General features: G+C 37.6%; 21 protein-coding genes and 1 riboswitch. Of the genes, 15 read left to right on the plus strand and 6 right to left on the minus strand.

What is annotated here, in order from left to right; all coding sequences use genetic code 11:
- The first annotated feature begins 197 nt into the window (after nucleotides 1-197).
- The 4 genes from glnA to ndk all read left to right on the plus strand — a co-directional run bounded on the left by glnA (nucleotide 198) and on the right by ndk (nucleotide 4,553).
- The gene (gene glnA, locus HMPREF2644_RS01215) at nucleotides 198-1,610 is read left to right on the plus strand and encodes a glutamate--ammonia ligase (protein WP_070828165.1); all 1,413 of its coding nucleotides are present in this window, start codon (nucleotides 198-200) and stop codon (nucleotides 1,608-1,610) included.
- 86 nt (nucleotides 1,611-1,696) lie between these two features.
- Nucleotides 1,697-2,740: a dTDP-glucose 4,6-dehydratase gene (rfbB, locus tag HMPREF2644_RS01220; RefSeq protein ID WP_011272256.1), complete on the plus strand. Its 1,044-nt coding sequence runs from the start codon at nucleotides 1,697-1,699 to the stop codon at nucleotides 2,738-2,740.
- Nucleotides 2,741-2,816: 76 nt separating this feature from the next.
- Nucleotides 2,817-4,121, plus strand: a complete 1,305-nt coding sequence (gene pepB, locus HMPREF2644_RS01225; protein WP_038440322.1) for an aminopeptidase PepB — start codon at nucleotides 2,817-2,819, stop codon at nucleotides 4,119-4,121.
- A gap of 9 nt (nucleotides 4,122-4,130) precedes the next feature.
- Nucleotides 4,131-4,553 (plus strand): nucleoside-diphosphate kinase, encoded by a 423-nt coding sequence (gene ndk, locus HMPREF2644_RS01230; RefSeq protein WP_005659061.1) that lies wholly within the window; start codon nucleotides 4,131-4,133, stop codon nucleotides 4,551-4,553.
- 69 nt (nucleotides 4,554-4,622) lie between these two features.
- Here the strand turns inward: ndk and cgtA are convergent, their stop codons facing one another.
- The 4 genes from cgtA to rplU form a co-directional block, all read right to left on the minus strand.
- Complete coding sequence (gene cgtA / locus HMPREF2644_RS01235) at nucleotides 4,623-5,795, minus strand: Obg family GTPase CgtA (protein WP_005659064.1); 1,173 nt, start codon at nucleotides 5,793-5,795, stop codon at nucleotides 4,623-4,625.
- A gap of 27 nt (nucleotides 5,796-5,822) precedes the next feature.
- Nucleotides 5,823-6,743, minus strand: a complete 921-nt coding sequence (locus HMPREF2644_RS01240) for a DMT family transporter (protein ID WP_005659066.1) — start codon at nucleotides 6,741-6,743, stop codon at nucleotides 5,823-5,825.
- Between the two features lie 81 nt (nucleotides 6,744-6,824).
- The gene (rpmA, locus tag HMPREF2644_RS01245; protein ID WP_005539872.1) at nucleotides 6,825-7,082 is read right to left on the minus strand and encodes a 50S ribosomal protein L27; all 258 of its coding nucleotides are present in this window, start codon (nucleotides 7,080-7,082) and stop codon (nucleotides 6,825-6,827) included.
- A 20-nt stretch (nucleotides 7,083-7,102) separates the two neighbouring features.
- Nucleotides 7,103-7,414, minus strand: a complete 312-nt coding sequence (rplU, locus tag HMPREF2644_RS01250) for a 50S ribosomal protein L21 (RefSeq protein ID WP_005626416.1) — start codon at nucleotides 7,412-7,414, stop codon at nucleotides 7,103-7,105.
- A gap of 212 nt (nucleotides 7,415-7,626) precedes the next feature.
- Here rplU and ispB point away from each other — a divergent pair, with 212 nt between their 5' ends.
- Nucleotides 7,627-8,616, plus strand: coding sequence for an octaprenyl diphosphate synthase (gene ispB / locus HMPREF2644_RS01255; RefSeq protein ID WP_006995542.1), 990 nt, complete (start codon nucleotides 7,627-7,629; stop codon nucleotides 8,614-8,616).
- 50 nt (nucleotides 8,617-8,666) lie between these two features.
- On the plus strand, nucleotides 8,667-9,404 hold the full coding sequence (locus tag HMPREF2644_RS01260; protein ID WP_044331057.1) for an epoxyqueuosine reductase QueH: 738 nt from the start codon (nucleotides 8,667-8,669) through the stop codon (nucleotides 9,402-9,404).
- A 58-nt stretch (nucleotides 9,405-9,462) separates the two neighbouring features.
- Here the strand turns inward: HMPREF2644_RS01260 and HMPREF2644_RS01265 are convergent, their stop codons facing one another.
- Together HMPREF2644_RS01265 and arcA are read right to left on the minus strand one after the other, a co-directional pair.
- Nucleotides 9,463-10,833, minus strand: coding sequence for an alanine/glycine:cation symporter family protein (locus HMPREF2644_RS01265; RefSeq protein WP_038440319.1), 1,371 nt, complete (start codon nucleotides 10,831-10,833; stop codon nucleotides 9,463-9,465).
- A gap of 111 nt (nucleotides 10,834-10,944) precedes the next feature.
- Nucleotides 10,945-11,055: riboswitch (glycine riboswitch) on the minus strand.
- A 176-nt stretch (nucleotides 11,056-11,231) separates the two neighbouring features.
- Nucleotides 11,232-11,942: a two-component system response regulator ArcA gene (gene arcA / locus HMPREF2644_RS01270; RefSeq protein WP_015701912.1), complete on the minus strand. Its 711-nt coding sequence runs from the start codon at nucleotides 11,940-11,942 to the stop codon at nucleotides 11,232-11,234.
- A gap of 191 nt (nucleotides 11,943-12,133) precedes the next feature.
- Between arcA and HMPREF2644_RS01275 the strand changes: the two genes are divergently transcribed.
- From HMPREF2644_RS01275 to rhlB, 9 genes are all read left to right on the plus strand, one after another.
- Nucleotides 12,134-13,873: a protein-disulfide reductase DsbD gene (locus HMPREF2644_RS01275; protein WP_038440318.1), complete on the plus strand. Its 1,740-nt coding sequence runs from the start codon at nucleotides 12,134-12,136 to the stop codon at nucleotides 13,871-13,873.
- A gap of 111 nt (nucleotides 13,874-13,984) precedes the next feature.
- Nucleotides 13,985-14,389: a DoxX family protein gene (locus HMPREF2644_RS01280; protein WP_005655793.1), complete on the plus strand. Its 405-nt coding sequence runs from the start codon at nucleotides 13,985-13,987 to the stop codon at nucleotides 14,387-14,389.
- Nucleotides 14,390-14,576: 187 nt separating this feature from the next.
- Nucleotides 14,577-16,175 carry a bifunctional phosphoribosylaminoimidazolecarboxamide formyltransferase/IMP cyclohydrolase gene (purH, locus tag HMPREF2644_RS01285; protein ID WP_070828166.1) on the plus strand — a complete coding sequence of 533 codons (1,599 nt, stop codon included), beginning with the start codon at nucleotides 14,577-14,579 and terminating at the stop codon, nucleotides 16,173-16,175.
- 95 nt (nucleotides 16,176-16,270) lie between these two features.
- Nucleotides 16,271-17,560 carry a phosphoribosylamine--glycine ligase gene (purD, locus tag HMPREF2644_RS01290; protein WP_070828167.1) on the plus strand — a complete coding sequence of 430 codons (1,290 nt, stop codon included), beginning with the start codon at nucleotides 16,271-16,273 and terminating at the stop codon, nucleotides 17,558-17,560.
- A gap of 155 nt (nucleotides 17,561-17,715) precedes the next feature.
- The gene (locus HMPREF2644_RS01295; RefSeq protein WP_042594392.1) at nucleotides 17,716-19,287 is read left to right on the plus strand and encodes a phosphoethanolamine transferase; all 1,572 of its coding nucleotides are present in this window, start codon (nucleotides 17,716-17,718) and stop codon (nucleotides 19,285-19,287) included.
- Between the two features lie 122 nt (nucleotides 19,288-19,409).
- Nucleotides 19,410-20,675, plus strand: coding sequence for a serine hydroxymethyltransferase (glyA, locus tag HMPREF2644_RS01300; protein ID WP_070828168.1), 1,266 nt, complete (start codon nucleotides 19,410-19,412; stop codon nucleotides 20,673-20,675).
- 70 nt (nucleotides 20,676-20,745) lie between these two features.
- Entirely contained in the window at nucleotides 20,746-21,366 is a 621-nt protein-coding gene (coaE, locus tag HMPREF2644_RS01305) for a dephospho-CoA kinase (protein WP_038440314.1), read from the plus strand.
- On the plus strand, nucleotides 21,359-21,565 hold the full coding sequence (gene yacG, locus HMPREF2644_RS01310; protein WP_011272266.1) for a DNA gyrase inhibitor YacG: 207 nt from the start codon (nucleotides 21,359-21,361) through the stop codon (nucleotides 21,563-21,565). Before coaE ends, yacG begins: the two co-directional genes overlap by 8 nt.
- 117 nt (nucleotides 21,566-21,682) lie before the next feature.
- A complete protein-coding gene (gene rhlB, locus HMPREF2644_RS01315; RefSeq protein WP_038440313.1) occupies nucleotides 21,683-22,930 on the plus strand; it encodes an ATP-dependent RNA helicase RhlB in 1,248 nt (415 codons plus the stop codon).
- Nucleotides 22,931-23,121 lie beyond the last annotated feature (191 nt).

Here is a 23,121-nt window from a genome sequence, read left to right on the forward strand (position 1 = left end):
ATTGATTGATTGATTGATTGATTGATTGATTGGGCATATTGTACCGTTCATTGAATAAAATATAACTTATTTTTAATAGCAGCTATTATACAGGCTTTCTGTGCTTTTTACTATAACGCCACAACAAATCTAATGAAAGTCTAATTTGATTAGACTATAATACTTCCTTAATTTTTTATATAGAAAGAGGATCTACTATGTCAAATGCCATTGCTTCCGTGTTTAAATTGATCGAAGAGAATGATATTAGGTTTGTATTGCTTCGTTTTACTGACATTAAAGGTAAAGAACATGGTGTTTCTATCCCAGTTAGCCTTGTTGATGAAGATATGTTTGAAGACGGCAAGATGTTTGATGGCTCCTCTGTTGAAGGTTGGAAAACCATTAATAAAGCCGATATGTTGCTTATGCCAATAGCTGAAACGGCGGTTGTCGATCCATTCGCACAAATTCCGACACTTTCTATTCGTTGTAGTGTTTATGAACCAACGACAATGCAAAGCTATGATCGCGATCCGCGCTCTATTGCAATTCGTGCAGAAAATTATATGCGTTCAACAGGTATTGCTGATCAAGCTTTTTTTGGTCCAGAGCCTGAATTCTTCTTATTTGATGATGTGCGTTTTAATGTATCAATGAATAAAGCGTCTTTTTCTATTGATGATATAGAAGCTGCTTGGAACACGAATAAAAAATATGAAGAAGGCAATAACGCTTATCGCCCATTGAAAAAAGGTGGATATTGTGCCGTTGCACCGATTGATAGTGCGCACGATATTCGTTCTGAAATGTGCTTGATTTTAGAAGAAATGGGATTAGTCATCGAAGCCCATCATCATGAAGTGGCTACTGCAGGGCAAAACGAAATTGCGACTAAATTCAATACGCTAACTTTAAAAGCGGATGAAACTCAAATCTATAAATATGTGGTGCAAAATGTGGCATTGGAGCATGGTAAAACGGCGTGTTTTATGCCAAAACCAATTACTGGAGATAATGGTTCGGGTATGCACTGTAATATGTCGTTAAGTAAAGACGGAAAAAATATTTTCCAAGGCGATAAATATGCAGGCCTTTCTGAAACCGCACTTTACTACATCGGCGGTATCATTAAGCACGCTAAAGCCTTAAATGCGTTCACTAATCCAAGTACTAATTCATATAAACGTTTAGTGCCTGGTTATGAAGCACCAGTATTGTTGGCTTACTCTGCAAGCAATCGTTCAGCCTCAATTCGTATTCCTGCTGTAACCAATCCGAAAGCGATTCGCGTAGAAGCGCGTTTCCCAGATCCATTGGCAAACCCATATTTAGCATTTGCTGCATTATTAATGGCAGGTCTTGATGGCGTGGTAAACAAAATCCACCCAGGCGATGCGATGGATAAAAATCTTTACGATCTTCCTACAGAAGAATTAAAAGATATTCCAGCTGTTGCAAGCTCTTTAGAAGAAGCATTGAATTCATTAGAAAAAGACTATGAATTTTTAACCCAAGGTGGCGTATTTGCTAAAGATTTTATTGATGCGTTTATCAGTATCAAACGTAAAGAAGTGGAACGTTTAAATATGGCACCACATCCAGTTGAATTTGAAATGTATTATGCGTAATGTCATTGACGTAATCATTTTTAAAAGTGCGGTAGAATTTACCGCACTTTTCGTTTGAAATTGTTTATAACGAGACTCGGGTAAAAATGTCGAATACAAATAGAACAATTCTAGTGACTGGTGGAGCGGGGTTTATTGGTTCTGCGCTTGTCCATTATCTTCTTGAAAAGACACATAATAAAATCGTAAATGTTGATAAGCTGACTTATGCAGGAAATTTAGCCTCACTTAAAACCGTAGAAAACCATCCACGTTATGCTTTTGTACAAGCAGATATTTGTGATACTAAAGCGTTGTCTTATATTTTTTCACAATATCAACCTGATGCTGTTATCCATCTTGCCGCTGAAAGCCATGTTGATCGTTCTATAAATGCTTCTTCGGAGTTTATACAAACCAATATTGTAGGCACTTACTGCCTACTTGAATCAACTCTAGATTACTGGCATCGTTTAGATAATCAAAAAAAATCCAGCTTCCGATTCTTACATATTTCCACCGATGAAGTTTATGGGGATTTAAAAAGTAATGAGGGTTTATTTACTGAAACATCAGCTTATAAACCTAGCAGCCCTTATTCTGCTTCAAAGGCGGCAAGCGATCATCTCGTGCAGGCTTGGTATAGAACATATGGGTTACCGACAATTATTACACATAGTTCAAATAATTATGGCCCGTATCAGTACCCTGAAAAATTAATTCCATTGATGATTTTAAATGCGATAGAGGGAAAAACACTGCCTATTTATGGCGATGGTTTGCAAATTAGAGATTGGTTATTTGTTGAAGATCATATTGATGCACTATATAACGTTTTGATGAAAGGAAATATTGGGGAAACCTATAATATTGGCGGAAATAATGAAAAGTCCAATATTGATGTAGTGCGTTCTATTTGTTCTTTGCTGGAAGAATTTTTACCTAATAAACCAAAACATATTGATAAATATGAAGATTTAATTTGCTATGTGCAAGATAGACCAGGTCACGATCTTCGTTATGCGCTTGATACAAGTAAAATCAATCATAAACTAGGCTGGATACCTAAAGAAACTTTTGAATCGGGATTAAGAAAAACGGTAATTTGGTATTTAAATCATCAAGAATGGTGTCAAAAAGTGAGTGAATAAGGTCAAATAATTAACTATTAGAAATAAAGCTGGTATAGTTTCTAAATTTATTTTGTTTATACATGGGGGAATAAATATGCAAATTACACTTTCAAATAACTTAGCGAATGATGCTTGGGGAAAAAATGCTATTTTGAGCTTTGACTCTAATAAAGCAACAATTCATTTAAAAAATAATGAAAAAACTGACCGCACTTTAGTTCAACAAGCTGCTCGTAAATTGCGTGGGCAGGGAATTAAAAATGTGGAATTGCTCGGTGAAGAATGGGATTTAGAATTTTGCTGGGCGTTTTATCAAGGTTTTTATACCGCAAAACAAGATTACGGGATTGAGTTTCCTCATTTGGATCATGATCTACAAGATGAATTATTAGCGCGTATCGAATGTGGCGATTTTGTGCGTGGGATTATTAATGAGCCAGCACAAAGCCTAACACCAGTAAAATTAGCAGAACGTGCGGCTGAATTTATCTTAAACCAAGCTGATATTTATAATGAAAAAAGTGCGGTAAGTTTTAAGATTATTTCTGGTGAGGAACTTGAGCAACAAGGTTATCACGGAATTTGGACTGTGGGTAAAGGCTCAGCTAACTTGCCAGCTATGTTGCAACTTGATTTCAATCCAACACAAGATCCGAATGCGCCAGTGTTAGCTTGTTTAGTTGGTAAGGGGATTACTTTTGACAGTGGCGGCTACAGTATCAAACCAAGTGATGGAATGAGCACAATGCGAACCGATATGGGTGGGGCAGCATTATTAACGGGGGCTTTAGGTTTCGCTATCGCTCGCGGATTAAATCAACGCGTTAAACTGTATTTATGTTGCGCAGAGAATTTGATAAGCAATAATGCCTTTAAACTAGGCGATATTATTACTTATAAAAATGGCGTGACAGCAGAAGTGCTGAATACTGATGCGGAAGGGCGTTTGGTGTTGGCTGATGGATTGATTGAAGCGGACAACCAAAATCCAAATTTTATTATTGATTGTGCAACTTTAACTGGCGCAGCAAAAATGGCTGTAGGAAATGACTATCATTCGGTATTATCTATGGATGATGATCTCGTGAAGAATCTTTTCCAATCAGCACAAGAAGAAAATGAACCTTTCTGGCGTTTACCATTTGAAGATTTTCATCGCTCACAAATTAATTCATCTTTTGCAGATATTGCTAATATTGGTTCTGTTCCAGTTGGGGCGGGGGCAAGTACAGCAACGGCATTTTTATCGTATTTTGTAAAAAATTATCAACAAAATTGGTTGCATATTGATTGTTCCGCAACTTATCGTAAATCTAGTAGTGATTTATGGGCTGTTGGGGCGACAGGGATTGGTGTGCAAACTTTAGCAAATTTAATGTTATCAAAATCATTGAAGTAAGGAGATATGATGACAGAAAGAACTTTTTCGATTATTAAACCTGATGCGGTAAAGCGTAATCTAATTGGAGCAATCTTAACTCGTTTTGAGCAAAATGGCTTTAAAATCATAGCCTCTAAAATGGTACGCCTAACTCGTGAGCAGGCTGAAGGCTTTTATGCAGAGCATCAAGGCAAAGAATTTTTTGCGCCTTTAGTTGAATATATGATGTCTTCGCCGATAGTGGTTTCTGTTCTTGAAAAAGAAAATGCAGTGAAAGATTACCGCACTTTGATTGGTACAACTAATCCAGAAACTGCAGAAGAAGGGACAATTCGTAAAGATTTTGCATTAAGTCAGCGTGAGAATTCGGTTCACGGATCAGATAGTATAGAAAATGCAAATCGTGAAATTGCTTATTTCTTTACTGATTGTGAAATTTTTGAGAGTTAATTGATAGCAAAAAGCACCTAAAAGTTTTAGGTGCTTTTAAATTTTTAATGCTTACAAAATTAGACTTTCTTAAGGTTTATAGATGAACTCAATTCCTTCATCATCTTCTTCAGTCCAATCATCATCCCAATCTTCGTCATCATCAAATTGATGCTCCGCTAGTTGTTCTTGATGATAATCTTCCCATTTGAATTTCACTTCTTCAGGTGCAACTTGTTGTATTTCAGCTTCGCGTGGATTTGCTATGATAAAGTCCATAATATCACGACAAAGTGGCGGAACATTTTTCCCTGTTGCAGCTGAAATCAGGTAATAGTCTTCTTCCCAACCTAATTGTTCAGTGATTTCTCGAACTCGCTCTTCAGCTTCTTCATCGCTCATCGTATCAATTTTATTGAATACTAACCAACGTGGCTTTTCTGATAATTTTTCACTGTATTGGAAAAGTTCAGATTCAATAATAGCGACATTATCTGCTGGATTAGATCCATCAATTGGGGCTATATCAACTAAATGAATAAGCACTCTACAACGTTCTAAATGTTTTAAAAAGCGAATTCCTAGCCCTGCACCATCTGCTGCGCCCTCAATTAATCCAGGAATATCAGCGACTACGAAACTGTGTGAATCGTCTACTTTCACAACACCGAGACTTGGTACTAAGGTAGTAAATGGATAATCTGCAACTTTTGGTTTGGCGGCTGAAACGGCACGAATAAAAGTGGATTTACCTGCATTAGGAAAACCGAGCATTCCCACATCAGCAAGTAGCATTAATTCCAATAATAAATCGCGTTTTTCACCCGGTGTTCCCATTGTTTTTTGACGCGGTGCACGGTTTACCGATGATTTGAAACGGGTATTCCCTAAACCGTGATAACCACCTTTGGCTACCAACATTTTTTGACCGTGTTGGGTTAAATCTCCCAAGGTTTCTTTGGTATCATTATCAATAGCGCGAGTTCCTACGGGAACAGGTAAAATAATATCTTTACCGCGACGTCCTGTACAATCTGAACTCCGTCCATTCTCACCACGCTCTGCGGCAAAGCGTTTATTAAAACGGTAGTCAATTAAGGTATTGAGGTTTTCATCAGCCTGTAAATAGACATCGCCACCATCGCCACCGTCACCACCATCAGGGCCACCTTTCGGTATAAATTTCTCTCGACGGAAACTTACGCAACCGTTGCCACCATCTCCAGCCTCAATTCGAATAAGGGATTCATCAATAAATTTCATTAAAACTTCTCCAAAATAAACCGCACTTTAATGAGTTTTATGCGGTAATAATTTATGTCCAATCGCGGATAAAATTGCCCCGCATACTACAACAAATGCACCAATATAGCTAATATTATTCAATTCTGGTGCCGCGAAATCTGTTGGGCTAAAATAATGCGCAATATGGGAAAATAGAATTGTGAAAAGAGGTACAAGTGTGATAACAACACTGACTTTTGATACATCCCAACGATTAAGTGCTTCCGCATAAGAGCCGTATCCAATTAAGGTATTTAAACAGCAGTAAATAAAACAAATCAGAGCTAAAGGTGTGAGTTCTTGTACTTGCGAGAATTCAGCCATCGGCATAAAGGCTATGGCACAACCTAAATACATCATTAGCAAGATTTGTTGTGAATTAAATTTACGTAACATTAATTTTTGCGCCATTCCATAAGCGACCCAAATAAGAGCACCCCCTACACCTAAAATGACACCTGTTGAATACTGATTTAGTCCAGCAAATGCATCAAAACGATCATTAAAGAATAAGCCTAAACCAATTAATAATAAGAAAAGTCCGATCTTTTGGTGCAACCCTAATTTTTCTTTGAAAATCAGTACACCACAGATGAGCATTCCAAAAGAGGATAAATGAATAAAAATTTGTGCAACTGACGGTTCAATGTAATTCAGCGAGCTACTAAATAATAGAAAATTGCTGGTAAGACCAATTACTCCAATAAGCATAATCCACGCATATTGGCGAACTTTCATTAACTCAGGTAATTGTTTTTTATAAGCAAGTAAAGCCAATAATGAAACTGCAGCAATAATGAAACGATACCATACGATAGTTTGCGCATTCATTACAGACAAAACTTGTTTCAAGGCAATAGGCAATGACCCCCAAGCCATAGCGGTAATAAGCGCAAAGGTAAAGCCTAGTAAAGGTTGTTGTTTCATTGCGTTCTCACTTATGTGAAATTAAGAAAGACAAAACGCCCCACAAAATTTGTAGGGCGTTTCAATGGAATAGATTTTAAATTATTCAGTAACAATACTTACGTATTTACGGCTTTTCTCGCCTTTTACTTCAAATTTAACTTTACCATCTGCGGTTGCGAATAAGGTGTGATCTCTTCCCATTCCTACGTTGTTACCTGCGTGGAATTTAGTACCACGTTGGCGAACAATAATGCTACCTGCTAATACAGATTCGCCACCGAAACGTTTAACACCAAGGCGTTTAGCTTCAGAATCGCGACCGTTACGAGTTGAACCACCAGCTTTTTTAGTTGCCATCTACTTGATCTCCTCTGAAATTATGCTTGAATCCCAGTGATTTTCACTTCTGTGAACCACTGACGATGACCTTGTTGTTTACGGCTGTGTTTGCGACGACGGAATTTAACGATTTTAACTTTCTCGCCACGACCTTGTGCAACTACTTCAGCCACTACTTTTGCGCCAGCAACTACTGGTGCACCAATTTTAACATCTTCACCATTAACGACCATCAACACAGAATCGAACTCAACTGTTGCACCAGTTGCAAGTTCAAGTTTTTCTAAACGAACAACTTGACCTTCGCTCACACGGTGTTGTTTACCGCCACTTTGGAAAACTGCGTACATAAATACTCCGCTTAATTGTGTTTTCCTGCTTCTTAGCAGTCCACACTTAAAAATTCATATAAATAGGTCGCAAATTCTACGGAAAAATCCTACCTATGGCAAGAATTTATTTATAATAAAATAAAAAAATTCCCTTCATTTGCGGATTGATTTCAGAAAGTCTGAAAATTCGGGTAAAATGCACCGCACTTTTGACTGATAAATGATGAAAAATGAAGAAACAAGATCTTATGAGCATAGACGAGATCCAGAAACTTGCAGATCCAGATATGCAAAAAGTTAATCAAAATATTCTTGCTCAGCTTAATTCAGATGTACCGCTAATAGGACAGTTAGGTTTTTATATTGTTCAAGGTGGTGGTAAGCGGATCCGCCCGTTGATCGCAGTTCTCGCAGCACGATCTTTAGGGTTTGAAGGATCTAATTCAATTACTTGTGCTACTTTTGTTGAATTTATTCATACCGCTTCTTTGTTACACGATGATGTCGTAGATGAGTCTGATATGCGTCGTGGGCGTGCTACGGCGAATGCTGAATTTGGCAATGCGGCGAGTGTGTTGGTAGGCGATTTTATTTATACGCGTGCATTTCAATTAGTTGCACAGTTAGAATCATTAAAAATTTTAAGTATTATGGCTGATGCGACTAATGTTTTAGCGGAAGGCGAAGTTCAGCAGTTAATGAATGTTAATGATCCCGAAACGAGCGAAGCTAATTATATGCGTGTAATTTATAGCAAAACTGCCCGTTTGTTTGAAGTGGCTGGTCAGGCTGCGGCAATTGTCGCCGGTGGAACAGAAGCTCAAGAAAAGGCTTTACAAGATTATGGGCGTTATCTTGGCACTGCATTTCAGCTCGTGGATGATGTATTGGATTATAGTGCAAATGCACAAGCTCTAGGTAAAAATGTAGGCGATGATTTAGCTGAAGGAAAACCAACCCTTCCTCTACTACACGCTATGCGTCATGGAAATGCTCAACAGGCAGCTTTAATTCGCGAAGCGATTGAGCAAGGTGGTAAACGTGAAGCAATTGATGAAGTATTAGCTATTATGACTGAGCATAAGTCTTTAGATTACGCAATGAATCGTGCAAAAGAAGAGGCTCAAAAAGCAGTGGATGCAATCGAAATTTTGCCAGAAAGTGAATATAAACAAGCGTTGATTTCATTGGCATATTTGTCTGTAGATAGAAATTATTAGTCTATAATTTAGCTTATATACTTGATACCCATTAATTTTAATTAAACTTTATGAATACAGAACTTCAACCTAAACTAGAAAAAAGTGCGGTCAATTTTCAAGCTAAACCGCGAAAACAAAAAATCCGTAAGGATCCTAACGCACCTTTTATTCGTGAAAAACTTGAGTTGCCAGATGGACACAATAAGCTCCTTTTGCATTCTTGTTGTGCGCCTTGCTCTGGCGAAGTGATGGAAGCAATTCTTGCATCAGGCATTGAATTTACAATTTATTTTTATAATCCAAACATTCATCCACTCAAAGAATATTTGATTCGTAAAGAAGAAAATATCCGTTTTGCAAAAAAATTTGGTATTCCATTTATTGATGCTGATTACGATCGTCAAAATTGGTTTGATCGTGCCAAAGGAATGGAATGGGAGCCTGAAAGAGGTATTCGCTGCACAATGTGTTTTGATATGCGCTTTGAAAAAGCTGCTGAATATGCTCATGAACATGGTTTCCCTGTATTTACTAGTTGCTTGGGAATTTCTCGCTGGAAAGATATGAATCAAATCAATGGCTGTGGACATCGTGCGGCGGAAAAATATGATGATGTTATTTATTGGGATTATAACTGGCGAAAAGAAGGTGGCTCGCAACGCATGATTGAAATTAGTAAGCGTGAGCGGTTTTATCAACAGGAATATTGCGGTTGTGTGTATTCTTTACGTGATAGTAATAAATGGCGAGAAGAGACGGGTCGTCAAAAAATTGAAATCGGAAAATTGTATTATAGTGCTGATTAAAAATAGAAAAATAAAGGTGTTGTTTCACAGAATTTGCTGAACAGCACCTTTTATTTCACTATTTTATCACTTCATCTTGATCATAATGATTAATTTTTAAACGTTGAAAATAATCTTTTGTTTCTTCAATGATCACTTTTCGCAATCCAATAAGCGCGATAAGATTTGGGAAAGCCATCAAACCATTTACAATATCGGCGATAATCCATATTAAATTTAAGTGTAAGAATGCCCCTAAACCAACCAACATAATATAAGCTAGACGATATAGTTTTACGCCACGAATACCGACGAGATAAACAAAGCAACGTTCACCGTAGTAACACCAACCTAAAATAGTCGTGAATGCAAAAAATAATAAACCAACTGTTACAATCGTTGCACCAATTGATGTGCCTAAACCTTGTGCAAAGGCATAGTTTGTGACGGTAGCACCCGCTAATTCAGGATTGTTCCACGCTCCCGTTAATACCAATACAATACCTGTCATTGTACAGACGATGATGGTATCTAAGAATGTACCTGTCATGGAAATTAAGCCTTGTCGAACAGGTTCACGAGTTTGTGCCGCTGCAGCTGCAATTGGTGCGCTTCCTAAACCTGATTCATTGGAGAAAATGCCGCGTGCAACGCCTGATTGAATAGCCTTCATTACGGTAAAGCCAACAGCCCCACCTAGCGCAGCTTGCGGATCAAAAGCACTATCAATAATCAATAAAATCGCATCTGGTACTTTTTCTATATTTAAAAGGATAATAACCAGTGAAGTCGTGACGTATAAAATCGCCATAAACGGCACAATTACCGATGATGCGGTTGCAATACGTTTTACACCGCCAAGAATAATTAAGCCGACTAAAAGCGTCACAATAATTGCAGTAACTAAAACTGGAATATTAAAAGTATCTTGCATTGCATGGGTAATCGCATTGACCTGTGGGAATGTGCCGATCCCGAAAAAGGCCACCATCACACCAAATAATGCAAATAATTTTGCTAACCATTTGATACCTAGTCCACGTTCAATGTAATACATCGGGCCGCCAGCCATAAAGCCATTTTTATCGCGAACACGGTATTTAACCGCGAGTAAACATTCAGCATATTTTGTTGCCATTCCTAACAAAGCAACCAGCCACATCCAAAAAATAGCCCCTGGCCCACCTGCTTGTACCGCAGTTGCCACGCCCACAATATTACCCGTTCCAATTGTTGCTGCTAATGCAGTACAAAGTGCGGCAAAAGAGGAAACGTCCCCCTTTCCACCTTTATCTTTTTTAAATAAATAACCTAGTGCACGTGGTAAATAGCGAATTTGAATAAAGCCTAAGCGTAACGTTAAATAGAGCCCCGTGCCCGATAAGAGTATGAGTAGAGGTGCACCCCAAATAAAGCTATCAATAGCTGAAAGAATTGACTCAATTGTCATTGTGATTCCTCGTCGTTTAAATCAAAAATAAACACGACAAGAAGACGAAAAGATACAATGGAAAAGAAAGTGCCGTAAAAAATAAATAATTTCCACACTTACAATAGATTGTCTTTTGCCCCTGTCCTTTTGCCTGAGCGTTTGAAAAACGATTGAAAAATTAACCGCTCTTTTGCGCCTTCGGCGTCCATTTCTAAAATGGATCTCTCCAAGGGTTCGTCCAGTAACAGTCCCTGCCATCGCACCTGAAAGATTTTACATCGTCGGTGTGGGGTCAATTCCCCGCTCTCCAGCTACCTTCATCCGAACTCACTTTCCATTAGATATTGAAAAGTGTGCGAATTCTAACAAAACAGGAAGTGAATTTCAAAAAGGAATTTTTCTGTAGAAAAATCACTTTATTCAATATCTCCACAAAAACGATAGCCTTCTCCATGTATAGTCATAATGATATTTGGAGTATTTGGATGATCTTCAAAATGTTTTCTGATACGTCGAATTGTGACATCTACGGTACGATCCTGAGGTTTTAACTCTCGTCCCGTCATTTTTTTCAGCAATTCTTCGCGCGTTTGCAATTTTCCTGGATTTTCACAGAAATGTAACATTGCACGAAATTCACTGCGAGGAAGTTTGAATTCTTGTCCTTCTGGTGTAATTAAACTGTGGCTATTTAGGTCTAATTTCCAACCATTAAAACGATAGAATTCTCGACCAAATGTATTTTCTTTTTCTTGATGCGGCATTGTGCGATGCAATAGATTACGTGCGCGGATAGTCAGTTCTCTAGGGTTAAAAGGTTTGGTTAAATAATCGTCGGCACCAATTTCCAGACCTAAAATTTTATCCACTTCATTATCTCGACCAGTTAAAAAAATAAGAGGTAAGCTTAATTCTTCACGGAGTTCTCTTGCCAATAATAAGCCGTTTTTACCTGGTAAATTAATATCCATCACAACCAAATTAATATTATGATTTGCCAATATATGATGCATTTCAACACCATTTTCTGCTTCAAACACATCATATCCTTCCGCTTCAAAAATCCCTTTAAGCGTATTTCGAGTGACAATTTCATCTTCAACAACGAGAATTTTTGGAGTAGTCATTTTCCATCCTTATACTTATTTTGGCGTATGCTATCAAAGCTATCATTCTATCTGTGCAACATTATTGTAACAATAAAAAAGTGCGGTGATTTTTTACCTGATTTTCCTTTTTGTGATCTAAATCATAGTTTTAGGTATTCAACTTTCTTTGTGATAGAATTTCGAGCATCTATATTTTTACACTCAATTCTATGAAAAAACTCTTTCTTTTTTTTACGCTGATTTTCACCGCTTTTGCGGCTAATTCAGGTTTATTCGATAAAAAACAAACCTTCTTAAAAGTAGATGATGCTTTTGCTTTTTCTGCTACTTTATCTACAGATAAAAGCCAGTTACAAGCCCATTGGGATATTGCCGATGGCTATTATTTGTATCAAGATAAAATTAGTGCTGAGTTAGTCGGTAAATCAAATCCTCTCTCTTTACATACCCAACAGGCGGCGGAATTACATCAAGATCCTTATTTTGGCGAAGTAAAAGTTTTTACTCACTCAATTGATGGCATATTTAGGGGCGCATTTAATAATGCTGATGATAAGGTTGAAATCACTTATCAAGGATGTACCGAAGGTTTTTGCTATCCGCCTGAAACTAAAGTATTACGAATTGGGGATTTAGCCGTTTCTCAAAAGCAAATTGTCGAAAAAACAGTTGAAAAAAATACCGCACTTTTATCTGAACAAGATCGTTTAGCTGATGGTTTATTCCATAGTAAATGGGCAATTTTTGGTTTCTTTGTATTAGGATTGGGACTGGCTTTTACGCCTTGCGTATTGCCAATGTTACCGTTGCTTTCTGCTATTGTTATCGGTCAGCAACAACGTCCAAATATGATGCGAGCGTTTAGTTTAGCTTTTCTTTATGTTCAAGGCATGGCTCTGACTTACACTTTGTTAGGTCTTGCAGTGGCAGCCATCGGTTTACCGTTTCAAATCGCCTTGCAACATCCTTATGTGATGATCGGGCTTTCTATTTTATTTGTTGCTCTTGCCCTTTCAATGTTTGGCTTATTTACCATTCAATTGCCAAATAGCTTACAAAATAAATTGAATACATGGAGCCAAAAACAAACCTCGGGTGCTTTTGGCGGTGCCTTTGCGATGGGAATGATTGCTGGGCTGGTGGCATCGCCTTGCACATCTGCGCCACTTTCTGGTGCTTTACTTTATGTGGCACAAAGTGGCGATTTATTTACAGGCGCAGTAACCCTTTATTTGCTCGCACTTGGTATGGGCGTGCCGCTAATGTTAATCACATTGTTTGGTAATAAAATTTTGCCCAAATCAGGTGAGTGGATGAATACCGTAAAACAAACATTCGGCTTTGTGATGTTGGCGTTACCTGTATTTTTACTTTCTCGTATTTTGCCTGAAGTATGGGAGCCACGCTTATGGGCTGGATTAGCGACAGTATTTTTTATTTGGTTTGCGTTGCAGATGTCTAAGAACGGTTTTGGCTATGCTATTAAAATTATTAGTTTTGCGTTGGCTATGGTTACTGTACAACCCCTGCAAAATTGGATTTGGCAAACTCAAACTACAACACAAAGTGCGGTAGAAAATATGCCTGTTTCTCAAGTTAAATTTAAGCAAATTAAAAATACTGAAGAACTTGACCGCACTTTAGCGGAAAATCCGCATTCAATTGCTATGTTGGATTTATACGCGGATTGGTGTGTTGCTTGTAAAGAATTTGAAAAGCTGACGTTTTCAGATCCACAAGTGCAACAGCAATTTCAAAATATCTTATTGTTACAAGTGAATATGACAAAGAATAGCCCAGAAAATAAAGCATTAATGGAACGCTTTAATGTGATGGGATTGCCTACGATTTTATTTTTTGATCAGCAAAATAATGAAATTAAAGGAAGTAGAGTAACGGGCTTTATGGATGCTGATGCTTTTTCTAATTGGATTGAAAAGCTACTTTAGTTATTTTTTACTTTTGGTAAAAAGTATTTTTCAATTTTAATTATTGTTTAACTACCCGTTAAAGATTAATATGACGCCGTTTTAATTCATCTTTAAACAAAAGGAAAGCAAATGAACAATCTTGAAAAATATCGCCCGTATTTCTTGGCATTTTTACGTATCGTTGTCGCTTATATGTTTATTTTACACGGCACGGCAAAATTTTTGGAATTTCCAATTTCTATGACTGGAGGAAATGGTGCAGTAGGCGATCCAATGCTACTAGTGGCAGGCGTAATTGAAATTGTTGGTTCCATTTTATTAATCTTAGGTTTATTTACACGCCAAGCTGCGTTTATTTTGTCAGGGGAAATGGCATATGCCTATTTCTTTATGCACGTAGCAGGAAAAGGAAACCTATTTTTCCCAATTGCAAATGGCGGCGAGCTTGCATTACTTTACTCACTTCTCTTTCTATATTTTGTATTTTCTGGCGCAGGTGCTTGTGCTTTAGATAATAAGTTTTTTAAAAAGTAGTTTAGTTGTAGTTTCATAATTTTATCCTTATTTTTGCCCACATTTATGTGGGCTTTTTTATACCTGAAATTTATCGTATTTTTACCGCGCTTTAAGAAATTATATTTAATCTTTTCTATATTTAAGCAAACGTTTGCGTTATAATTCTCATCGCTTACTTTTAACTATTTAATGAAAGGAAAATACAATGGCAGATCGTCCAATTCGTCAGGCTTTACTGAGTGTGTCTGATAAAACGGGTATTGTAGAGTTTGCTCAAGGTTTAGTTAAACGTGGTGTAAAACTACTTTCAACAGGTGGAACGGCAAAACTTTTAGCACAAAATGGTTTACCTGTAATGGAAGTGTCTGATTACACAGGTTTCCCAGAAATGATGGACGGTCGAGTGAAAACCTTACATCCCAAAGTACATGGCGGGATTCTTGGTCGTCGTGGTACGGACGATGCCATTATGCAACAACATAGTATTGAAGGCATTGATATGGTTGTTGTGAATTTATATCCCTTTGCAGCTACCGTTGCTAAGCCAGATTGCACCTTGACTGATGCGGTAGAAAATATCGATATTGGGGGGCCAACCATGGTTCGTTCTGCGGCGAAAAACCATAAAGATGTAGCGATCATAGTGAATAATAATGATTTTAACGCCATTCTTACAGAAATGGATAAACACCAAAACAGCCTAACTTTTGAAACTCGTTTTGATCTTGCGATTAAAGCATTTGAACATACCGCTCAATATGATTCTATGATTGCCAACTATTTCGGTCAGCTAGTAAAACCTTATCATATTGCAGAGGAAGAAGAGGCGAATGCAAAGTGCGGTCAATTCCCACGGACTTTAAATCTTAATTTCGTACGTAAACAAACCATGCGTTATGGAGAAAATGCCCATCAAAATGCTGCTTTCTATGTTGATTTAAATGTGAAAGAAGGGAGCGTGGCTACGGCTAATCAACTGCAAGGTAAGGCATTATCTTACAATAACATTGCCGACACTGATGCAGCACTTGAATGCGTGAAAGAATTTGATGAGCCAGCTTGTGTTATCGTTAAACACGCTAATCCCTGTGGTGTGGCGTTAGGTAAGGATATTTTAGATGCTTATAATCGCGCTTACCAAACCGATCCAACGTCTGCATTTGGCGGCATTATTGCTTTTAACCGTGAATTAGATGAAAAAACCGCAAATGAAATTGTGGAACGCCAATTCGTTGAAGTGATTATCGCACCGAAAGTTTCTGCTGAAGCGCAAGAAGTAATGAAGCGTAAGAAAAATGTGCGTTTGCTTGAATGTGGTGAATGGACTTCTTGTTCCGAACGTTTGGATTTCAAACGTGTAAACGGCGGTTTATTAGTACAAGATGCGGATTTAGGTATGGTTGGCGTGGATGATTTAAAAGTCGTGAGTAAACGTCAGCCAACTGAACAAGAATTAAAAGACTTATTATTCTGCTGGAAAGTGGCAAAATTTGTGAAATCGAATGCCATTGTTTACGCCAAAGACAATCAAACTATCGGCATTGGTGCAGGTCAAATGAGCCGTGTGTATTCGGCCAAAATTGCAGGTATCAAAGCACAGGATGAAGGCTTGACCGTGGCAGGTTGTGTGATGGCATCTGATGCGTTCTTCCCATTCCGTGATGGCATTGATGCTGCAGCGAAAGTGGGAATTCAATGTGTGATCCATCCAGGTGGTTCAATGCGCGATCAAGAAGTCATCGATGCGGCGGATGAACATAATATGGTAATGGTATTGACTGGAATGCGACATTTTAGACATTAATTTATCTAACTATCCCCCTCTTTACAAAAGAGGGGGAATTGCAGGTAAAAAATAGCCGTACTTTTTTTAAATTAGGCATACGCAAGGACTACAACATGAACATCCTCATCATCGGAAACGGCGGTCGTGAACACGCCTTGGCTTGGAAAGTTGCACAATCTCCATTAGCAGATAAAGTTTTTGTCGCACCGGGTAACGCTGGTACTGCATTGGAACACAAAGTAGAAAACGTGAATATTTCTGCGACAGATATTCCAGCATTAGTGAAATTTGCTCAAGATAAACAAATTGGATTAACCATTGTTGGTCCTGAAGCCCCCTTAGTGATTGGGGTAGTTGATGCATTTCGTGAAGCTGGATTGAAGATTTTTGGGCCAGCTAAAGCGGCTGCGCAATTGGAAGGTTCAAAGGCATTCACTAAAGATTTTCTCGCTCGTCATAAAATTCCAACAGCGGAATATCAAAACTTCACCGAAGTCGAACCTGCATTGACTTACTTGCGTGAAAAAGGCACACCAATTGTCGTTAAAGCGGATGGCTTGGCGGCGGGTAAAGGCGTAATCGTTGCGATGACATTGCAAGAAGCCGAAGATGCAGTACGCGATATGCTTTCTGGTAATGCCTTTGGCGAAGCGGGCAGCCGAGTAGTGATTGAAGAATTTCTAGATGGCGAAGAAGCAAGTTTTATCGTCATGGTAGATGGTAAAAACGTAGAACCTATGGCTACTAGCCAAGATCATAAACGCGTGGGCGAAAATGATACGGGGTTAAATACAGGCGGTATGGGCGCGTATTCGCCTGCACCAGTAATAACACCCGAAATTCATAGTCGCATTATGAAGGAAGTGATTTACCCAACCGTTAATGGCATGGCAGCGGAAGGCAGTGTTTACACGGGTTTCCTATATGCAGGATTAATGATTATGCCAAATGGGCAGCCGAAAGTGATCGAATTTAATTGTCGTTTTGGTGATCCAGAAACGCAGCCAATAATGCTACGTCTCAAATTAGACCTTGTTGAACTCTGTCTTAAAGCATGTGACGGCAAATTAGATGAAGTAATATCACAATGGGATCCACGAGCTTCTTTAGGTATCGTATTGGCTGCAGAGGGATATCCAAAGGATTATCGCAAAGGCGATGAAATCAGCGGATTGCCTAAAAGTGCGGTCAAAAACGAGAAAGTTTTCTTAGCGGGTGTCGCAGAACAAGAAGGCAAGCTAGTCACAAACGGCGGTCGTGTACTTTGTGTGACTGCGTTAGGCGAAAGTGTATTTGAAGCACAACAAAAAGCGTTAAAATTGGCTGAGCAAATTCAATGGTCTGGGCGTTTTTATCGTCGAGACATTGGTTACAGGGCTGTGGAACGAGAACAAGCAAAATAGTTAGAAATCTTGTTGAATTTAATTAGATAAAAAATATTGTACAGGGTAGAATTGTATTTTCCTAGGATTTAGGATTTTGTTAGGGCAACGTTTACGATTGCTCTGACAATAAATTAGAATTATTATTTTGTTACTTTATGAGGTTATATCAACTTATGCGACAATTTGTCATCGTAGTATTATATTCTGCAATTCTTCTTTCATTAGAAGTTATTTATAGAAAATTATTTAATATTTCTAGTATTGAGAGATACACTGAAAGTTATTTGTCTGTCTGTTTGTTTGTTTGTTTGTTTGTTTTTTCAAAATATAGAATTACAAGAATATTAGTTGGCGCTTTATTTGCAATAAGTATTGTTGTTAATAATGTACATTATGCAGTATACCAATCTTGGATTGGACCTGTTAATTACTCACTTGCATTTAAAGAAATTAATGAGATAACAAATGCTGGCTTAACAATGATAGATAAATTCATATATCCATTGTTATTTGGTTTATTTGAAGTTGCTGTGTTTTTAAGTTTAAGTTTCATAAAAAGAAAAGTATATAAACTTTCTTGGATTTTTGACTTTATTTTTTATGCTGTGATGATGTATGTTTTTGTTCGAGCGTATACAACAAAATCCCATGAGCGTTTTATTTCACCTAACACTGTTTATTCTCGATTAAAATCCAATTATTTATCGTTGGGTTATTTTATAGGACGAATTGTTCCTTATGAGATATTTTCTTTATCTAATATTCCTCTTTATCATAAATCTAAGCCTATGAAATCGGGCTCTCCGAAAATTAAGAATATAATTTTAATTATGGGGGAAAGTGCGACCTCAAGTCATTTTAGTGCTTTTGGTTACGGGAGAAAAACATCTCCTTTTTTAGATAGCTTAAAATATAAATCAGGAGCTCTTGTTGGTAAAACTTATTCAGGAGGAAAGCTAACAGCAATTTCTTTACCAATGTTTTTTAATGCAATTCCTTATCCAAATGGAATACAACAGATAGCTAAAGGAGATACGAATTTATTTAATTTAGCGAAAGAGCAAGGCTTTCAGACATATTTTTATTCAGCTCAAGCTAGGGATGATATGCATATGATCAATTTTTTAGGAGGAGCTTGGATTGATGATATTCGTTTTCCAGATAATGAAGGGTATTCTTTAAGAGATTCAATGCCTGATAATAAATTACTTCCTGCTTTTAAAAATATTAATTTAGATAATGGTTATCATTTTGTTGTTTTACATCATAGAGGGAGTCATATTCCCTATGGGGCATTATTAGATGAAAAAGAGAAGGTGTTTGGAAAAAATAACGCAACAGATAATTATGATAATACTATTCTAAATACTGATAACTTTATCTCAGAGGTTTACCATTACTTATCTAATAAATCTTCTAAAGATTGGATAATTGCCTATACATCAGATCATGGTCAATATGTAAAAGGCGACACTTATAAGCAAGGGACATTTGATGAAGATAATTATATTGTGCCATTAGTTCTATATAGTCCAAATGAAGAAATACAGAAACTAGTGTTGGACAATTTTGAATCATGTAAGATTTCATTTCATAATCAGTTATCTAGCTTTATTATTAATATAATGGGATATAACTATTCAGTTAGCACTTGCGATAAGGGGGTTGTTAATGGAAATATTCTCACAGGTGATGCTGGATACCTAAAAATAGAATCTAATGGTAAACAAGAGTATGTTCATTAAATTAGACGCTATGATGAATTAATTTCATTTAAGTAATGAAAATTTAGGAATGAAATTTTAATTAAGTTTTTATCCATAAACAGTTAAACTATCTGCCATAAATTACATAACAGGAGAACACAATGTTTACAAGAAATATGACTATCGCTGATTACGATCCAGTATTGTGGCAAGCGATCCAAGATGAAAATCGTCGTCAAGAAGAACATATCGAACTCATTGCATCTGAAAACTATGCGAGTCCACGTGTGATGGAAGCGCAAGGTTCACAATTCACTAATAAATATGCGGAAGGCTATCCAGGTAAACGTTATTACGGTGGTTGTGAGTATGCGGACATTGTGGAACAGTTAGCAATTGACCGTGCGAAAGAATTATTTGGTGCAGATTACGTGAATGTTCAACCGCACTCTGGATCACAAGCGAATGCTGCGGTGTATGGTGCATTGATTAATGCAGGCGATACTATTTTAGGTATGGATTTGGCTCACGGTGGTCATTTAACTCACGGTGCAAAAGTCAGTTTCTCTGGCAAAATTTATAACTCCGTACTTTATGGAATTACTGCGGATGGCTTAATTGATTATGAAGATGTTCGTCAAAAAGCATTAGAATGTAAACCAAAACTTATCGTTGCTGGTTTCTCGGCTTATTCACAAGTTGTGGATTGGGCGAAAATGCGTGAAATCGCAGATGAAGTTGGTGCGTATTTATTTGTGGATATGGCGCATGTAGCGGGATTAATTGCAGCGGGTTTATATCTAAATCCACTCCCTCATGCACATGTTGTGACAACAACAACCCATAAAACGTTGGGCGGTCCGCGTGGTGGTTTAATTCTTTCATCTTGTGGCGATGAAGAAATCTACAAAAAATTACAATCATCCGTATTCCCTGCAAATCAAGGTGGTCCATTAGTTCATATTATTGCGGCAAAAGCAGTTTGCTTTAAAGAAGCATTAGAGCCTCAATATAAAGAATACCAAGCAAATGTAATCAAAAATGCGAAAGCAATGGTTGAGGTATTTAAACAACGTGGTTATGACGTTGTGTCAAATGGCACTGAAAACCACTTGTTCTTAGTAAGTTTTATTAAACAAGGATTAACAGGTAAAGCAGCTGATGCGGCATTAGGCAAAGCAAATATTACAGTGAATAAAAATGTTGTACCAAACGATCCGCAAAAACCATTCGTCACTTCTGGCATCCGTGTAGGTACACCATCTGTGACTCGCCGTGGTTTCAATGAAAATGATGTGCGTGAATTAGCTGGCTGGATGTGTGATGTTTTAGATGCTTTAGGCAAAGAAAATGAAGAACAAGTGATTGCTGAAACTAAAGAAAAAGTATTAGCAATTTGTAAACGTCTTCCAGTTTATCCGAAATGATTTATTTTCTTTCGTTGATTATATGTTTAGCGGCGATTAATATCGCCGCTTATTTTTTATGGGAAATTATATGACTTATATTGTTGGCTTAACTGGTGGCATTGGTAGTGGTAAAACAACGATTGCTAATTTATTTACCGATCTTGGCGTACCTCTAGTGGATGCGGATGTGGTTGCTAGAGAAGTCGTCGCGAAAGATTCCCCCTTATTGTCAAAAATTGTTGAACATTTTGGGGCTCAAATTTTAACGGAACAAGGCGAGCTTAATCGCGCGGCTTTACGAGAGCGAGTGTTTAACCATGATGAAGATAAATTGTGGTTAAATAACCTTCTACATCCCGCTATTCGTGAACGAATGAAACAAAAATTAGCTGAACAAACTGCGCCTTACACATTATTTGTCGTCCCTTTATTAATAGAAAATAAATTGACCGCACTTTGTGATCGTATTTTGGTGGTGGATGTGAGTCCACAAACTCAACTTGCTCGTTCATCACAACGAGATAACAATAATTTTGAGCAAATTCAACGAATTATGAATTCTCAAGTTTCTCAACAAGAGCGTTTAAAATGGGCAGATGATGTGATTAACAATGATTCTGAACTGGCCCAAAACTTACCGCACTTGCAGCAAAAGGTGCTAGAATTGCACCAGTTTTATTTACAACAAGCGGAAAATAAAAATGCCTGACGAAATGATTGAAGTACCTTGTCCGATTTGCCAAAAATCGGTGCCTTGGATAAATGAAAGTACTTTTCGACCTTTTTGTAGCAAACGTTGCCAGTTAATTGATCTTGGCGAATGGGCGGCTGAAGAAAAAGCGATTCCAAGTGATACTGCTGATTTTGCAATGGATCCAAATGTGAGTGACGGATGGAGCATTAAATAGAGATTAACCGATAGGAAACCCTATCGGTTAATTTTTATAAGTGCGGTGCTTTTTTTGAGGATTTTTCCTAAAAATGCTATGCTAAACGTGATTTTATTATTCTAAAATGTGATTTTTATGCAACAAGATTATTTAAGCCAACAACGATTCTCCGCTCTTCCTCTACATCCGATTGTGCGAGGTGCTTTGGCAAAAAAAGGCTTTGATTTTTGTACCCCAATTCAGGCTTTATCCTTGCCTATCAGTTTAAATGGACGAGATGTTGCAGGACAAGCTCAAACGGGTACAGGCAAGACAATGGCTTTTTTAACGGCTACTTTTCACCATCTTTTAACTCACCAAGATCCTAATCTTGAATATCCTCACCCAAGAGCTTTGATTTTAGCACCTACTCGAGAATTAGCGGTACAGATTAGTAATGACGCAGAATTTCTTGCAAAAGCGAGTGGATTAAAGACCGCACTTGCCTATGGTGGCGATGGTTATGATAAACAACTACAAGTGATTGAGCGTGGCGTAGATATTTTGATTGGTACGACGGGGCGAGTCATTGATTATGTAAAACAAGGCGTAATTGGTTTAGATGAAATCCAAGTTGTCGTGCTAGATGAAGCGGATCGAATGTTTGATCTTGGGTTTATCCGTGATATTCGTTATTTATTGCGTAAATGCCCCGCTCCGCAAGCGCGTTTAACGATGTTATTTTCAGCGACGCTTTCTTATAAAGTGCGTGAATTAGCATTTGAGGATATGAATGATCCTGAATATATTGAAATAGAACCGGAACAAAAAACAGGTCATCGTATTAAAGAAGAACTTTTTTATCCATCTAATCAGGATAAAATGGCACTTCTCTTAACCTTAATGGAAGATGAATGGCCTGAGCGCTGTATTGTGTTTGCGAATACAAAACATCGTTGTGAAGAAATTTGGGGTTATTTGGCGGCTGATGGACATCGTGTTGGTTTACTGACTGGCGATGTAGCCCAGAAAAAACGTTTATCGTTATTAAAACAATTTACCGACGGTGATTTAGATATTTTAGTAGCAACAGATGTGGCTGCTCGTGGCTTGCATATTTCTGATGTGACGCATGTTTTCAATTATGATTTACCTGATGATAGGGAAGATTACGTTCACCGAATTGGCCGTACTGGACGAGCAGGGGAAAGTGGCGTTTCGATTAGTTTTGCTTGCGAAGAATATGCGATGAATTTACCAGGAATAGAAGAATATATTGGCCATTCTATCCCAGTGAGCCAATATGAAACAGAAGCCTTGCTTGAACTGCCGAAACCGTATCGGTTAAAACGTGCAGTACCACCGCAAGGGCATACAAGACATCGTTCTTATCACACAAAATAAGGTAGCCTCATTCTACACCTTGATTTGATGATGAAAAGTGCGGTTAATTTTGACTGCATTTTATATTCCTATTTTTTATATCCTCCTTTGTTCATCATTCATCTTGTGGGTTTACGGCTTACCTACAGATAAGTATTGTTACGTTTTTTGTTTTTTAACTTGCCAAAAAACAAAAAATAAATAAAATGAAC

This window comes from Haemophilus sp. HMSC071C11, from assembly GCF_001837655.1.
GTDB classification, from domain to species: Bacteria; Pseudomonadota; Gammaproteobacteria; order Enterobacterales; family Pasteurellaceae; genus Haemophilus; species Haemophilus influenzae.

Bases quoted from the DNA above. Each gene is read 5' to 3' on its own strand.
- cgtA (WP_005659064.1), bottom strand. From the start codon at position 5,795: ATGAAATTTATTGATGAATCCCTTATTCGAATTGAGGCTGGAGATGGT.
- rpmA (WP_005539872.1), bottom strand. From the start codon at position 7,082: ATGGCAACTAAAAAAGCTGGTGGTTCAACTCGTAACGGTCGCGATTCT.
- HMPREF2644_RS01280 (WP_005655793.1), top strand. From the start codon at position 13,985: ATGAACAATCTTGAAAAATATCGCCCGTATTTCTTGGCATTTTTACGT.
- purH (WP_070828166.1), top strand. From the start codon at position 14,577: ATGGCAGATCGTCCAATTCGTCAGGCTTTACTGAGTGTGTCTGATAAA.
- rfbB (WP_011272256.1), top strand. From the start codon at position 1,697: ATGTCGAATACAAATAGAACAATTCTAGTGACTGGTGGAGCGGGGTTT.
- ndk (WP_005659061.1), top strand. From the start codon at position 4,131: ATGACAGAAAGAACTTTTTCGATTATTAAACCTGATGCGGTAAAGCGT.
- arcA (WP_015701912.1), bottom strand. From the start codon at position 11,942: ATGACTACTCCAAAAATTCTCGTTGTTGAAGATGAAATTGTCACTCGA.
- glnA (WP_070828165.1), top strand. From the start codon at position 198: ATGTCAAATGCCATTGCTTCCGTGTTTAAATTGATCGAAGAGAATGAT.
- rplU (WP_005626416.1), bottom strand. From the start codon at position 7,414: ATGTACGCAGTTTTCCAAAGTGGCGGTAAACAACACCGTGTGAGCGAA.
- HMPREF2644_RS01295 (WP_042594392.1), top strand. From the start codon at position 17,716: ATGCGACAATTTGTCATCGTAGTATTATATTCTGCAATTCTTCTTTCA.
- HMPREF2644_RS01275 (WP_038440318.1), top strand. From the start codon at position 12,134: ATGAAAAAACTCTTTCTTTTTTTTACGCTGATTTTCACCGCTTTTGCG.
- glyA (WP_070828168.1), top strand. From the start codon at position 19,410: ATGTTTACAAGAAATATGACTATCGCTGATTACGATCCAGTATTGTGG.
- pepB (WP_038440322.1), top strand. From the start codon at position 2,817: ATGCAAATTACACTTTCAAATAACTTAGCGAATGATGCTTGGGGAAAA.
- HMPREF2644_RS01265 (WP_038440319.1), bottom strand. From the start codon at position 10,833: ATGACAATTGAGTCAATTCTTTCAGCTATTGATAGCTTTATTTGGGGT.
- HMPREF2644_RS01260 (WP_044331057.1), top strand. From the start codon at position 8,667: ATGAATACAGAACTTCAACCTAAACTAGAAAAAAGTGCGGTCAATTTT.
- purD (WP_070828167.1), top strand. From the start codon at position 16,271: ATGAACATCCTCATCATCGGAAACGGCGGTCGTGAACACGCCTTGGCT.
- ispB (WP_006995542.1), top strand. From the start codon at position 7,627: ATGAAGAAACAAGATCTTATGAGCATAGACGAGATCCAGAAACTTGCA.
- rhlB (WP_038440313.1), top strand. From the start codon at position 21,683: ATGCAACAAGATTATTTAAGCCAACAACGATTCTCCGCTCTTCCTCTA.
- HMPREF2644_RS01240 (WP_005659066.1), bottom strand. From the start codon at position 6,743: ATGAAACAACAACCTTTACTAGGCTTTACCTTTGCGCTTATTACCGCT.
- coaE (WP_038440314.1), top strand. From the start codon at position 20,746: ATGACTTATATTGTTGGCTTAACTGGTGGCATTGGTAGTGGTAAAACA.
- yacG (WP_011272266.1), top strand. From the start codon at position 21,359: ATGCCTGACGAAATGATTGAAGTACCTTGTCCGATTTGCCAAAAATCG.